The following is a 13,478-nucleotide window of genomic DNA, read 5'->3' on the forward strand; positions in this document are numbered from 1 at the left end:
GCTCCAACCATCCCGAACGGGAGAAGACATCATGACCGTCTCACGCCGCGCTTTCGCGCTCGGATCCGCCGCCCTCGCCGGACTTTCGACCCTCGGCGCCGCCCTGCCGGCCCACGCCCAGTCGAACCTGTCGGCCGAGGATCGCGCCGTCCTCGCCCGCGCCCAGACCTATCTGCAGGGCCTGACCTCGGCCCAGGGGACGTTTGTCGAGACTTCCGGCGGCCAGCGCCGCGAAGGCCGCTTCTATCTGCAGCGTCCGGGCAAGATGCGCTTCGAATACACCAACCCGGCCGGCCTGCTGGTCGTCTCGGACGGTTCCAACGTGAAGCGCTACGATCCGCGTCTCAACGTCTTCCGCCAGGTGCCGTTGGGCCAGACGCCGCTGTCGACCTTCCTCGCCCGCACCGTCCGGCTCGACCAGGGCGTGCGCATCGACCGCGTCACCCGGATGGACTCCGGCGCCTTCGCCATCACCGCCCGCGACGCCCGTCGGCCCAACGACGGCTCCGTGGTCCTGGCCTTCGCCGGCAATCCGATCCGGCTGCAGGAGTGGACCATCATCGACGCCCAGGGCGGCCGCACCCGCACCCAGCTGACCACGCTGCGCCCGGCCTCCGGCCTCGCCGCCAGCCTGTTCCAGCTGCGCGACCCAACCCAGCGGCCGCGCCGCAACTAGACCGCAACGCGGTTCGCCTGCCAGGCGAAATCGCTCCTCGCTATCCGGGACGGTCGTCTTGACTTTTTCTGTCGTGCGTGTTGTTTTGGCCACAGATCGGCGGGAGCTGATCTGACCCGCTACGGATTTCATCCCCTTCCCGGCGGCGAGAGAGACGAACCTTCAAACGCCCGGCCCGCGAGGACCGGGCGTCTCTTTTTGCCGGGCCGCGGTCGTCGGCCCTACGAGACCTCCCGACCCGACGCGGCCTGTTTCCTCCCCATGCTGGGGAGGGGGACCGCGAAGCGGTGGAGGGGCGCGCTCAAGCAGCGAGCAACCGCGTTGCGAGCGGTAGCGCCCGACCTCTAAGAACCTCCCATGCTTCGCATCGCCACCTGGAACATCAACTCCGTCCGCCTGCGCATCGACCAGGTCGCCCGCTTCGTCGCCGAAAGCGGGACCGACGTCCTGTGCCTGCAGGAGATCAAATGCCTCGAGGACCAGTTCCCCCGCGCCGCCTTCGAGGCCATGGGGATGCCCCACCTGAAGATCGGCGGCCAGAAGGGCTGGCACGGCGTCGCCATCGCCAGCCGCAAACCGATCGGGGAGGCGCCGAAACTCGATGTCTGCCGGGAAGGCCACGCCCGCTGCGTCGCCGTCACCGTCGACGGGATCGAGATCCAGAATTTCTACATCCCGGCCGGCGGCGATGTCGCCGACCGCACGCTGAACCCGAAATTCGATCACAAGCTGGACTTCTACGAGCGGCTGACCGCCGAGATGGCCGTGCGCGACTGGCAGCGTCCGCTGGTGCTGGCCGGCGATTTCAACATCGCGCCGGGCGAGAACGACGTCTGGAACCACCGCTATATGTCGAAGATCGTCAGCCACACGCCGGTCGAGGTCGAGACCCTGCGCCGACTGCAGGCGGCCGGCGGCTTCGCCGACGTGGTCCGCGCCCAGATTCCCGAGCCGGTGAAGCTGGCCAGCTGGTGGAGCTATCGCGCCGCCGACTTCCGCAAGTCCAACCGCGGCCTGCGCCTCGACCACCTGTGGACCTCGCCGGGCCTGACGCCGGCGGTGAAGCCCGGAACGGCCCGTATCCACGACACCGTCCGCGAATGGACCCAGCCCAGCGACCATGCTCCGGTGACGATGGACCTCGACGTCTAGGACCGGGGCGGCCTTGTGCCGGCATTTCGACTACGGCCTGGAACGGAAAGAAGATCGGGGATGCAGACTCTGCCGACTCTGCCACGCTGTTTTTTCGGCTAGAACGGAAAGAAGATCGGGATGGCGATCATCGCCGCCACCCAGGTCACCAGGTTCAGCGGCACGCCGACGCGCACGAAGTCGAGGTAGCTGTAGCCGCCCATCTGATAGACCAGCACATTGGTCTGGTAGCCAAACGGGGTGGCGAAGGCGGCCGAGGCGGCCATCATCACGCCCACGAGGAACGGTCGCGGATCGACGCCGAAACTTTCCGCCAGCGCCACCGCGATCGGCGTGATCAACACCGCCACCGTTGCGTTGGACAGCAGCTCGGTAGCGAACAGGGTCACGCCATAGAGGATGATCAGTCCGACCAGCGGCCCGAACGGGCGCAGCACCTCGATCAGCATCCCCGCACCCGCGGCCGCCAGTCCCGTCACCTCGATCGAGATGCCGACCACGACCATGCCGGCGATGAGCAGCAGGATCTCCGGACGCAGGCCGGCGTAGGCCTCCTCCGGCGTGATCACCCTGAGCAGGATCAGGGCGACAGCCCCGGCGAAGGCCGAGGCGGCGATGGGCGCCCATCCCAGCCCCGCCGCGGCCACGACGACCATGAAGACGCCCAGCGCGATCAGCGACCGCCTCAGGTCGAACGGCAGGTCCGCCGCGCCGAACAGGGCCACGTCGCCGAGATGGGCGTCGCCGGAGCCGTCTTCATGGGTGCGGGCCTCGCCCAGCCGCGGCAGGTTGAACGGCAGGATTCGCCGCCGCCGGGCCGCGGCCTCCGCCTCGGCCTTGCGGCGCGACTCCTCCAGTTCGGCCAGCCTGGCCTGTTCTGCCTCGTCCGCCGCCACGCTGCGCCCGAGCTGGCCCGCCCCGACGAAATACAGCCACAGCGCGCCGACGACCGCGATCGAGAGGCCCACAGGGGTGATCTCGAACAGGCTGAACAGCGGCTGGCCGGCGTTGCGCGCCATGTCGTTGACCAGCAGGTTGGTCGATGTGCCGATCAGGGTCAGCAGGCCGCCGAGCACCGTCACGTGGCTGAGCGGCATCAGGAAGCGCTTGGGCGACAGCTTCAGCGACTGGGCCACGTCACGAATCACCGGCGCGGCCAGCACCACCACCGGCGTATTGTTGAGGAAGCCGCCGAGCGCGCCGCACATGCCGATCACCGCCCAGATGCCCAGCGCGCCCATCCGCGAGGCCAGCCGCGTCGCCTGCCGGATCATAAGGCCGAGCAGACCGGACAGCTCGATGGCGTAGGCGATGACGAACAGGCCGGCGAGCGCGATGACGGCCGGACTGGCGAAGGCGGCCTGGACCTCGACCGGCCGCACCACGCCCAGCAGCAGCAGGGCCGCGGCTCCCGTCAGGGCCACGACGTCGGCCCGGACCCGTCCGTGTATCAGCACCCCGACCACGGCGACGAGCACCAGCAGGGCGGCGATCTGATCGAAGGTCATGCCCTTCCCGACCCTCCCCGGCCGCGCCCGTCAACCCCCCGCCCCACAGCGAAGGTCGAGATTTCAGCGCCCGACGTGCTAGCCTCGTTCCATGTCTGACAGAGCCGTGAACGCCAGCATCGGCCCCCGACGGACGGGTCTTCCCGGGCTCGCCTGCGCCGCCGGACTGGCCCTCGCCGCCTGCGGCGACCGTCAGCCGTCCGCGCCGCCGGCGCCGCCGGAACCCGCTCCGCAATCCACAGCGCCCCTGGCCGATCCGATCCTCGATCGGGGCGCCATCCTGTCGGCGGTCGACAGCGAGGCCTCCCGAGCCGCGGCCGGCCTGGCGCCCCCGGCCAGCGACCCGCTCGCCAATCGCCGCTTCAGGATGCGCATCGCCTTCGGCTGCCTCGGCCCCGAAGCGCCGCCGCCCGAGGGCGTGTCCGACGCCGGCGCGCCACGCTGGAGCCGTAGCGCCGACGGCCGGGTTATACGGCTGCGATTCACGCCCGCCGACTGGACCGCGGGCGACGCCACCGGTCCGGCGGTCGAGGGCTTCGAGCGGGTGGGCGGCGTCTGGATCAACCAGCCGTGGATGCGAACCGGGGGCTGCCCGGCGCCGGGGCTGCCAGTCATGGACACCTTCGCCCTGCCCGCTTCGCCCAAGGTAGGCCTGGCCCTGCTCCGTGGGGAGGGCGCCTCCCGTCTGGGCCGCGCCGACGACCGGGCCTTCACCTTCACGGTCCGCGGTCAAGGCGATGCGCCGGCGCCGAATCCGGTCCGGGGCTACCGTCTTGTTCTCGAGGGGCGGCTGATCCCGTGGGCGGAGGGGCGGGTGATCCGCTGCCGGGTCGCCCGGGCCGACAGCCGCCCGGCCTGCGCCGTCGGGGTGGTGCTCGATCGGCTCGCCTATGAGGATGGCGCGACGGGCGAGACGCTCAGCGAGTGGCGGCCGGGCTGATCAGGGCTGCAGCCGGTATCCGCCGGCGTCGGTCAGCAGCAACCGCGCCTGGCCGGGCTCCGGCTCGATCTTCTGGCGCAGCCGGTAGATGTGGGTTTCCAGCGTGTGGGTGGTGACCCCGGCGTTGTAGCCCCAGACCTCGGTCAACAGCTCCTCGCGCGACACCGCCTTGGCCCCGGCGCGATACAGGTATTTGAGGATGCTGGTTTCCTTCTCGGTCAGCCGCACCTTCCGGCCCTTGTCGTCGACCAGCACCTTGGCGGCCGGGCGGAACTCGTAGGGGCCGATGCGGAAGACCGCGTCCTCGGACTGCTCATGACTGCGCAGATGGGCGCGGATGCGGGCCAGCAGCACGGCGAAGCGGAAGGGTTTGGTGACGTAGTCGTTGGCTCCGGACTCCAGTCCCAGCACGGTGTCGGCGTCCGACGACTGGCCGGTCAGCATGATGATCGGAGTCGAGACTCCGTCCTTGCGCAGCAGCCGGCAGGCCTCGCGCCCGTCCATGTCCGGCAGGTCGACGTCCAGCAGGATGAGGTCGGCGCGGGTCTCGCGCCCCAGCCTGACGCCCTCGGCCGCCGTCGCCGCCTGCACCGGCCGGAAGGCTTCGTGCAGGGCCAGCTGCTCGGCGAGCGCCTCGCGCAGGTCGTCGTCGTCGTCGATGATCAGGATCGTCTTGGGCGTGGGCATGGGTACCAGAATGGCGGGCGTCGGCCGTTCCGCCAAGGGTTGGAGCCGAAGCGGAGCGGTTTTCAGTCTCTAGAGGACGTTTCAGGGCGTTTTCGTTCCCCGAACAGCGCCGATCCGACCCGCACATGGGTGGCGCCGAAGCGGATGGCGGTCTCGAAGTCGCCGCTCATCCCCATCGATAGCACCTTCAGGCCGTTGCGCCGGGCGATCTTGCGCAGCAGGGCGAAATGCGGCCCGGCGGCCTCGTCCGCCGGCGGAATGCACATCAAGCCCTCGACGATCAGGCCCCTGTCCCGGGCATGGCGGATCAGGGCGTCGGCCTGCTCCGGAAGAATCCCGGCCTTCTGCGGCTCGGCCCCGGTGTTGACCTGGATCAGCACGCGCACCGCCCGACCCGCCTTGTCCGCCGCCGCGGCGAGGGCCTCGGCGAGTTTCGGCCGATCCAGCGTCTCGATGACTTCGAACAGGGCGACGGCGTCCGCGGCCTTGTTGGTCTGCAGGGGGCCGATCAGACGCAGCTCGAGATCCGGGTGATCGCCCCGGCGGCCGGTCCAGTGCGCCTGCGCCTCCTGGACGCGGTTCTCGCCGAACACCCTCTGGCCCGCGGCGAGGGCCTCCAGAAGCGCCTCGTCCGGCTGTGTCTTGGTGACGGCGGTCAGGACCACATCGTCCGGTTCCCGCACCGCGGTCCGGGCGGCCTCGGCCACCCTGCGCCGCACCGCGGCGATGCGATCGGCCACGGTGCTGGACGTGCGAACGGGATCGGGAGAAGAGGGGGCCATGAACCGGTCCGACGCGGAGATCCTGTGGGAGGTCGCCAGCGTCCTCGCACGGGACGCGGCCGATGTCAGCCGCGCGAACGGCCGTCCGGCTCCGAACCTGCCACCCCTGCTGTTCTTCACCGACCCTGAACGGACGCTCCGGCCGTGGGAGACGGCCGCGCGGCTGCCGGCCGGGTCGGGCGTGGTGTTCCGGGCCTTCGGAGCGGCGGACGCCCGCGAGACCGGCCTGCGGCTGCGTGAGGCGACGCGTCGAAGGGACGGGCTGCTGCTGGTCGGGCTCGACGCGGAGCTGGCGGAAACGATCGAGGCGGACGGGGTTCACCTGCCGGAGCGGGGGCTGAACCGGGCGACGGAACTGGCGGCGCTTCGGCCCGACTGGCGGATCACCGGGGCCGTTCACTCGGCCGCGGCGTTGACCGGCGCTGGCAGGCTCGACGCGGCGGTGCTGTCGCCAGTGTTCCCCGCCGGCGGGGCGTCCGCCGTACGGCCGGCGCTCGGCGCGCAGGCGTTCGGCGATCTGGTGCGCGGGTCGCCCGTCCCCGTCTACGCCCTGGGCGGAATCGACGCCGGCAAGGCTTGCGGGCTCATCGGCTCGGGCGCGTGTGGACTGGCGGGGGTGTCGGCGATCCAGGCGGCGTTCGGCCCGGACTGACCTAGAAGCGGAAGATCGATTCCAGCCGGAAGCGCGGCGCGGTCCGGCGGTCGGTCTGCGGCGGACGGGCCGGGTCCGCCTCGGGCTCGGCCAGGCCGGCGGTCGCGCCCACCCGCAGACGCGGATTGACGCGGTAGTAGGCGCCCGCCTCGACGTCGCCGAGATTGCTCTCGCGGCCGACCGGTTGGCTGAGATTCAGATCCAGGCCCCAGCGACCGCGTTCCGTGAAGCGCAAGCGCGACTGACCGGGGGTGGCGGCCGAGCGCGCGGCCTGGGCTTCGGAGAGGCTGACGGCGGGGGCGCGGCTGCGCGGCGCAGCCGTCTGGGCCGAGGCGACATCGGCCGCGGCGAGGAGCGTGAGCCCCGCGGCCAGTCCAGCGATGACGGCGCCATTTCTGCGCATGTCCTGCCCTTCGCGCCGCGACGGAGCCTCCGCCACGGTTCTCGCCAGCGATTAGACACCGCTGGTCAGCCCGGTCAACGAAACGTGGCCATTGGTCGATGGTTCCGGGCGACTCGGCGGGACTCCTGTGGCGGGAGCGTCACGGGTCGGAAGTCGCCCGGGACGGGTTCGCACGCCCGTTCGCCCTCAAGCCGCCCCGCTGATGCGACTTCGCCTTGTCATCGCCCCTTTTCGCCGTGTTATAGAGCTTCGCTTCGGCTTCGACCCTCAGGGCGGGCCGGCGCGTGCGCGGGAAGGCCCGCCGCACGTCTCGATGGAATGGAGTTTCTCGATGGTGCTGGTTCGCGGCGCAGCGATCGCCCTGATCGCCTCGGGTCTGATGCTGGGCGGATGCGGCGGGATTCCGGGCTTCGGCGGCGGGGCCAAGCCCGCGACGGCGGCCCAGGCCGGCATCGGCGTCAACGCCTTCCTGTGGCGCGCCACGCTGGACACACTCAGCTTCATGCCGCTGGCCAACGCCGATCCGTGGGGCGGGGTCATCAACTACGACTGGTACACCGATCCCCAGACGCCGAACGAGCGCTTCAAGGCGACGGTGTTCATCCTCGACACCCGGCTCCGCGCCGACGCGCTGAACGTCACGGTGACGAAGGAAGTGCGCGACGCGACCGGCGGCTGGGTCGGCGCCCCCGTGGCGGCCCAGACCGAGACCGACCTGGAAAACGCCATCCTGACCAAGGCGCGCCAGCTCAACCTGCAGAACGCCGGCTGATCCTCACCTCCCGACCATAGCCTCCTCAAGGCCGCGTCCTTCAGGAGCAGCCTGAAGGACTATCGTGGCCCGCTACGAGCCCAAGACCGCCGAACCCCGCCAGCAGGCCCGCTGGGCGGCCGCCGACGCCTTCCGCACGCCGACGGGCGAGACCGGCCGGCCGAAATACTACGTGCTCGAGATGTTCCCCTATCCATCCGGGAACATCCACATGGGACACGCCCGAAACTATGTGATGGGCGACGTCGTCGCGCGTTCGAAGCGGGCGCAGGGCTTCGACGTGCTGCATCCGATGGGCTGGGACGCCTTCGGCCTGCCCGCCGAGAACGCCGCCATCGAGCGCGGAATTCACCCCGGCGACTGGACTTGGTCCAACATCGCCACGATGCGCGAACAGCTGAAGCTGCTCGGCCTGTCGCTGGACTGGTCGCGCGAGTTCGCCACCTGCGACCCGGCCTACTATGGCCAGCAGCAGGCGTGGTTTCTGGAGCTGTTCAGGCGCGGCCTGGTCTACCGCAAGGACTCGGTGGTCAACTGGGACCCCGTCGACAACACCGTCCTGGCCAATGAACAGGTCGTCGACGGCCGCGGCTGGCGCTCCGGCGCGATCGTCGAGAAGCGCAAGCTGAACCAGTGGTTCCTGCGCATCACCGACTACGCCGACGACCTGATCGAGGGGCTGAAGGAGCTGGAAGGCCGCTGGCCCGACAAGGTCCGGCTGATGCAGGAGAACTGGATCGGCCGCTCGAAGGGGCTGCAGATGACCTGGCGCTGGGCCGGCCCCGCACCGGACGTCGCCCCGGATGGCCTGGATATCTACACCACCCGGCCGGACACCCTGTTCGGCGCGTCTTTCATGGGCATCGCGCCGGATCACCCGGTGGCCCGCGCGCTGGCCGAAACGAACCCGGACGCCGCCGCCTTCGTCGCCGAGTGCCGCAAGGGCGGCTCGACCCAGGCCGAGATCGAACAGGCCGAGAAGATCGGCTTCGACACCGGCCTGAAGGTTCTGCACCCGTTTGACGGCCGCGAAGTCAGCGTCTGGATCGCCAACTTCATCCTGTCGGAATACGGGACCGGAGCGATCTTCGGGTGTCCCGCCCATGACCAGCGCGATCTTGACTTCGCCCGCAAATACGATCTGCCCGTTATCCCGGTCGTGAGACCTGATGGCGCGGGTGATGATTTTGATATCGGAACAGAGGCTTACGTCGGCCCCGGGACGATCTTCCATTCCGGTTTCCTCGACGGGCTGGAGATCGAACGGGCCAAGGCGGCCGCCATCGCCCGCGTCGAGGCGGCCGGCCAGGGCGAGGGCGCGACCATTTATCGGCTGCGCGACTGGGGCGTCAGCCGTCAGCGCTACTGGGGCTGCCCGATTCCGATCGTCCACTGTCCGTCGTGCGGCGCGGTCCCGGCCGCCGACCTGCCGGTCGAGTTGCCGAAGGACGTGTCATTCGACACGCCGGGCAATCCGTTGGACCGCCATCCGACATGGAAGCATGTCAGCTGCCCGTCGTGCGGCGGCGCGGCCGAGCGCGAGACCGACACGCTCGACACCTTCGTTGATTCCAGCTGGTATTTCGCCCGCTTCGCCGACCCGACCGCGGCCGAACCGATCTCGAAGGCAGCCGCCGACAGATGGCTGCCGGTCGACCAGTATATCGGCGGCGTCGAGCACGCCGTGCTGCACCTGCTCTACGCCCGCTTCGTCTCGCGCGCCCTGTCCGACGCCGGCCTGATGAATGTCCGCGAGCCGTTCGCCGGCCTGTTCACGCAAGGGATGGTGGTTCACGAGACCTATTCCGACGGCGTTGACGAGGTCGGCCGGCCGGTCTGGGTCGAGCCCACTGACGTTCGGATCGAGACGGTGGATGGCGTTCGCATCGCTCGGCGCCTGTCCAATGGCGCGAAGCTCACCATCGGCGACATCGAGAAGATGTCGAAGTCGAAGAAGAACGTCGTCGCCCCTCAGGAGATCGTCGATACCTACGGCGTCGACGCCGGCCGCCTGTTCGTCCTCTCCGACAGCCCCCCGGAGCGCGACGTGCAGTGGACCCCCGGCGGCGTCGAGGGCGCCAGCCGCTTCGTGCAACGCGTCTGGGCCGAGGTCGACGGCTTCGATCCCTCGTTTCCGGGCGACGAGCAGGCCAACGCCTCTCTGGTCCGCGAGACGCACAAGGCCATCAAGGCGGTGTCCGAGGGCATCTCCGGCTTCCGCTTCAACTCGGCCATCGCCAAGCTCTACGCCTTCGTCGCGACGGTGCGGGATCACGGCAAGGCCGGCGGCGAGGCCAGGCGGCAGGCGCTGTCGGCCTTGCTGCGGCTGGTCGCCCCCTTCACCCCCCACCTGGCCGAGGAAGGCTGGACGCGGCTCGGCGAAGCGGGGATGATCCTCGACGCGCCGTGGCCGGTCTACGATCCGGCGCTGGCGGCGGACGACGAGGTAACCCTGCCGATCCAGGTCAACGGCAAGCGTCGCGGCGAGATCCGAGTCGTCCGCGGTCTGGAGCCGGCCGAGGTCGAGGCCATCGTTCTGGCCGACGCGGACGTTCGGGCGCGGCTGGAGGGTCAGACGGTGAGGAAGATCGTGGTGGTCAAGGATCGCATCGTCAATCTGGTGGTCGGCTGATGCGCGTCCCGGCTGCCGGCGCTGTCGCGCTCATGGGACTGGCGCTCGCCGGCTGCGGATTCACGCCGCTCTACGGCGAGGCGGGCGTCGGCTCCAGCCTGTCGCGCATCACAGTCACCACCCAGGACGACCGCCTCGGCTATCGAGTACGTGAACAGCTGGAAGACGCCCTCGGCCGCGACGCTTCCCAAGCTCCTCTGTGGCGGCTGCAGACGACGGTCGAGCAGTCGCGCCGCCCGCTCGGACGGCGCATCGACGACACCGCCACCCGCTATGAGCTGACCGTCCGCGGCGCATGGACCCTGACGCCCGTCGGGGGCGGCCTTCCGCTGTCGGGCGTAGAGACGGTGACCACGACCTACGCCGCCGCCGACCAGCCCTACGCCGCCATCGCGGCCCAGCAGGACGGCGAGGAACGCGCCGCCGCCGAATTGGCCCGCCAGATCCGGCTCGACTTGATGCGGGCCCTGCCCGACCAGCCATGACCGGCTCCCGATGATCCTGGCGAAACGGCCCGAGGTCGATCGGTTCCTGACGGCGCCGGACCGCTCGGTGCGCGCCGCCCTCATCCATGGCAAGGACCGCTCAGGGGTGGCTGAACGCGCCACCCTCCTGTGCAGGGCGATCACCCCCGACCTCAACGACCCCTTCAACGTCACCGTCCTGACTGACAGCGATATCGACGGCGACGAGGCGCGGCTGGATGAGGCCCTGACCGCCCTGTCGATGATCGGCGGCCGCCGGCTCGTGCGGGTGCGGCTTGGCGGTGAGAAGGCGTCGATCGACAAGCTGCTGGCCGCGGCGCTGAAGAGCCACGCCGACGGCGCCTATAATCCTGACGCCATGCTGGTCATCGAGGCGGGCGCGCTCGGCCGGGACTCCGCCCTGCGCAAGGCGGCCGAGGCGGCGCAGGGCGCGGTGGCCATCGCCTGCTACGAGGACGAGACCGGCGACGTGGCCCGGATGACGCGCGAAGCCCTCGCCGAAGACAAGGTCGGCCTGACCCAGGACGCGCTGGACCGCTTCGTCGGCCGCCTGCCCCGCGAGCGCGGCCTGATGCGGCAGGAGATCGAGCGGCTGGTGCTCTACATCGGCCCCGGCTCGGGCAAGACCATCGACGTCGCCGAGCTGGAACAGCATCTCGGGGTCGAGCCGGACGCCTCGCTGCAGGACGCGGCGCTGCAGGCGTTCGGAGGCCGCCCGGCTCCGGCCCAGTCAGGCCTGCGCCGCGCCCTGGCCGAGGGCGAGAGCCCGGTCATGGCGGTGCGCCAGGCTTCGATCCACCTCGGCAAGCTGCGCCGCATCAATGTGCTTCAGGCCAATGGCGCCGGGGCCAAGGAAGCCGCCAGGGCCGCCGGCGTGTTCTGGAAACAGGAGGCCGAGATGCTGCGTCAGGCGCGCAGCTGGCGGCTCGAGGATCTCGACCGGGTGCTGGACAGCGTCAACGCCGCCGACATCGCCACCAAGACCACCGGCTCGCCCGATCAGCTGATCGCCGAACGCCTGCTGCTGGAGATTTCGGCGCGGGCCCGACGGCTGGGTCTGTAGGAGCTAGCCCCGCTTCGAGGCCTTGCGGAACGCGGGCTTGGCCAGCGCCACGTTGCGCGCCTTCTGCGCCTTTTCCTCGGCCCGGGCGGCGCCCTGCAGGCCGGTGTGGGCGGGGCCGCCGCCGGCCTTCTTGGCGGCCAGCGCCTTCTTCATCGCTTCGGCGGTCGGATTGCTCGGTTTCTCGGTCATGGCCTCAGTCTGACACGCTTCGCCGCGCCGTCCAGACCCTCGCGGCGGCGTCCGTTCCCGGCCTGAAAACCACCTCCTCGATATCGACCAGCCCGGCCGCTTCCAGTCCGGCGCGGTACTCGGAGGGGTCCAGACTGGCGTGATACAGGGGCTGACCCATCCATGTCCCCATGGCCACGCCGCGCGCGGGGCCGCCGATGAACATCAGCGTGCCGCCGGGCCGCAGATGCCGGGCGTAGGCCGCCGCCATCCCCGCCTGCTCCTCCTCCGTCAGGTGAAAGCTGCTGTACCAAGCCAGAACGCCGTCGAAGCGGCGGCCCAGATCCAGCCCGCGCATATCGTCCAGACGCCACTCATGCCCGGGAAAGGCGGCCCGGCAACGCGCGAGCAGGCCCGGTGAGGCGTCCACGCCCGTAAGGCGGAACCCCCGCCGGATCAGCCAGTCGGCAATCGGGCGCCCGGAACCGCAACCGAGGTCCAGCACCTCCGCTCCCTTGGGCAGGGCCGCGGCGAAGCGGTCCAGATGCGGTCGCTCGTCGGCGTTCAGTGGCCCGTCGCGCATCCGTGCCCAATCGTCGGCGTGCCGGCTGTAGAGGCCGATGATCGCCTCGGCCGCCGCCTCGACCGGATCGGTCATCTCAGCCGCGCATCAGGCGCCGGCACAGGTCGTCCAGCTGCTCCAGCGTGCCGTAGCGCAGGGTCAGCTCACCCTTGCCGCCCCGGTCGGCCAGCGACACCTGCAGTCCGAGGGCGTCGGTCAGATCCTGCTCCAGTGCGGCGATGTCGGCGCCGCCTTCGCCCGCCGGAGCCTTGGCGCCCACCCTGGCCCTGCCCGGCTTCGGGCCCTCCGCGGCGCGCCGCGCCAAGGCCTCCGCCTGCCGCACGTTAAGGCCTTCGTTGACGATCTGCCCGGCCAGCGCCGCGGGGTCTGGCGCGGTGATCAGGGCCCGGGCGTGACCCGCGCTCATCTTGCCGGTCCGCACGTACCACAGCACCTCTTCGGGCAACTGCAGCAGGCGCAGGGTGTTGGCGACGTGGCTGCGGCTCTTGCCGACGACGCCGGCGACCGCGTCCTGGGTTCGGCCGAAGCGTTCCATCAGCAGGCGGTAGGCCTCCGCCTCTTCCAGCGGATTGAGGTCGGCGCGCTGGACGTTCTCGATGATCGCGACCTCGAACACCGCCACGTCGTCCATCTCGCGGACGATGACCGGAACCTGCGTCAGCCGCGCCAGTTGGGCGGCCCGCCAGCGGCGCTCGCCGGCGATGATCTGCCAGACGCCGTCCTCCTTCGGATGGGCGCGAACGAGGATCGGCTGCAGCACGCCCTTGTCGCGGATCGACTCGCCCAGTTCAGCCAGTTCCGCCTGACCGAAAATCTTGCGCGGCTGATCCGGATTCGGCTTCAGCGACTCGATCGGGGCCATGCGCACGCCGGCCGGCGCCGCCGAGCCGTCGACCGGCACCGCCTCGCCTGCCTGTTCGCCCAGAAGGGCCGACAATCCCCGGCCAAGGCCGCGCTGACGTTCGCTCAACTGAT

The 13,478-nt window shown here is 70.4% G+C and carries 15 protein-coding genes; 8 read left to right on the top strand and 7 right to left on the bottom strand.

The features are described from left to right. Nucleotides 1-31: 31 nt before the first annotated feature. Complete coding sequence (locus VEC04_RS08865; RefSeq protein ID WP_324775935.1) at nt 32-676, top strand: LolA family protein; 645 nt, start codon at nt 32-34, stop codon at nt 674-676. Between the two features lie 357 nt (nt 677-1,033). Beyond that, nucleotides 1,034-1,828 carry an exodeoxyribonuclease III gene (locus tag VEC04_RS08870; protein WP_324775937.1) on the top strand — a complete coding sequence of 265 codons (795 nt, stop codon included), beginning with the start codon at nt 1,034-1,036 and terminating at the stop codon, nt 1,826-1,828. A 98-nt stretch (nt 1,829-1,926) separates the two neighbouring features. Here VEC04_RS08870 and VEC04_RS08875 read toward each other — a convergent pair whose 3' ends face one another. Beyond that, nucleotides 1,927-3,336: an SLC13 family permease gene (locus tag VEC04_RS08875; protein WP_324775939.1), complete on the bottom strand. Its 1,410-nt coding sequence runs from the start codon at nt 3,334-3,336 to the stop codon at nt 1,927-1,929. 91 nt (nt 3,337-3,427) lie between these two features. Here VEC04_RS08875 and VEC04_RS08880 point away from each other — a divergent pair, with 91 nt between their 5' ends. Next, on the top strand, nt 3,428-4,276 hold the full coding sequence (locus tag VEC04_RS08880) for a hypothetical protein (RefSeq protein ID WP_324775941.1): 849 nt from the start codon (nt 3,428-3,430) through the stop codon (nt 4,274-4,276). Here the strand turns inward: VEC04_RS08880 and VEC04_RS08885 are convergent, their stop codons facing one another. Further along, nucleotides 4,277-4,963, bottom strand: coding sequence for a response regulator transcription factor (locus VEC04_RS08885; protein ID WP_324775943.1), 687 nt, complete (start codon nt 4,961-4,963; stop codon nt 4,277-4,279). A gap of 62 nt (nt 4,964-5,025) precedes the next feature. Further along, nucleotides 5,026-5,745, bottom strand: coding sequence for a YggS family pyridoxal phosphate-dependent enzyme (locus tag VEC04_RS08890; protein ID WP_324775946.1), 720 nt, complete (start codon nt 5,743-5,745; stop codon nt 5,026-5,028). On the opposite strand from VEC04_RS08890, the gene VEC04_RS08895 reads away from it, so the two are divergent. Continuing rightward, on the top strand, nt 5,744-6,397 hold the full coding sequence (locus tag VEC04_RS08895) for a thiamine phosphate synthase (protein ID WP_324775948.1): 654 nt from the start codon (nt 5,744-5,746) through the stop codon (nt 6,395-6,397). The genes VEC04_RS08890 and VEC04_RS08895 overlap by 2 nt on opposite strands. 1 nt (nt 6,398) lies before the next feature. Here VEC04_RS08895 and VEC04_RS08900 read toward each other — a convergent pair whose 3' ends face one another. Next, on the bottom strand, nt 6,399-6,800 hold the full coding sequence (locus VEC04_RS08900; RefSeq protein ID WP_324775950.1) for an NtrZ family periplasmic regulatory protein: 402 nt from the start codon (nt 6,798-6,800) through the stop codon (nt 6,399-6,401). 331 nt (nt 6,801-7,131) lie between these two features. On the opposite strand from VEC04_RS08900, the gene VEC04_RS08905 reads away from it, so the two are divergent. The 4 genes from VEC04_RS08905 to holA all read left to right on the top strand — a co-directional run bounded on the left by VEC04_RS08905 (nt 7,132) and on the right by holA (nt 11,752). Next, the gene (locus VEC04_RS08905) at nt 7,132-7,572 is read left to right on the top strand and encodes a DUF3576 domain-containing protein (protein ID WP_324776025.1); all 441 of its coding nucleotides are present in this window, start codon (nt 7,132-7,134) and stop codon (nt 7,570-7,572) included. Nucleotides 7,573-7,636: 64 nt separating this feature from the next. Continuing rightward, complete coding sequence (leuS, locus tag VEC04_RS08910; protein ID WP_324775952.1) at nt 7,637-10,204, top strand: leucine--tRNA ligase; 2,568 nt, start codon at nt 7,637-7,639, stop codon at nt 10,202-10,204. Beyond that, nucleotides 10,204-10,689, top strand: coding sequence for an LPS assembly lipoprotein LptE (gene lptE / locus VEC04_RS08915; RefSeq protein WP_324775954.1), 486 nt, complete (start codon nt 10,204-10,206; stop codon nt 10,687-10,689). The genes leuS and lptE overlap by 1 nt, the downstream gene beginning before the upstream one ends. A gap of 10 nt (nt 10,690-10,699) precedes the next feature. After that, nucleotides 10,700-11,752, top strand: coding sequence for a DNA polymerase III subunit delta (holA, locus tag VEC04_RS08920; protein WP_324775956.1), 1,053 nt, complete (start codon nt 10,700-10,702; stop codon nt 11,750-11,752). 3 nt (nt 11,753-11,755) lie between these two features. On the opposite strand, the gene VEC04_RS08925 is transcribed toward holA, so the two are convergent. Genes VEC04_RS08925 through VEC04_RS08935 form a run of 3 tightly spaced genes read right to left on the bottom strand, consistent with a single transcriptional unit; the run spans nt 11,756 to nt 13,473 of the window. Beyond that, entirely contained in the window at nt 11,756-11,941 is a 186-nt protein-coding gene (locus VEC04_RS08925; protein ID WP_324775958.1) for a hypothetical protein, read from the bottom strand. 4 nt (nt 11,942-11,945) lie between these two features. Next, a complete protein-coding gene (locus VEC04_RS08930) occupies nt 11,946-12,578 on the bottom strand; it encodes a class I SAM-dependent methyltransferase (RefSeq protein ID WP_324775960.1) in 633 nt (210 codons plus the stop codon). Nucleotide 12,579: 1 nt separating this feature from the next. Beyond that, on the bottom strand, nt 12,580-13,473 hold the full coding sequence (locus VEC04_RS08935) for a ParB/RepB/Spo0J family partition protein (protein ID WP_324775962.1): 894 nt from the start codon (nt 13,471-13,473) through the stop codon (nt 12,580-12,582). Between the last annotated feature and the right edge of the window lie 5 nt (nt 13,474-13,478).

This window comes from Brevundimonas sp. (genome assembly GCF_035626535.1).
In the GTDB taxonomy this organism is placed as follows: domain Bacteria; phylum Pseudomonadota; class Alphaproteobacteria; order Caulobacterales; family Caulobacteraceae; genus Brevundimonas.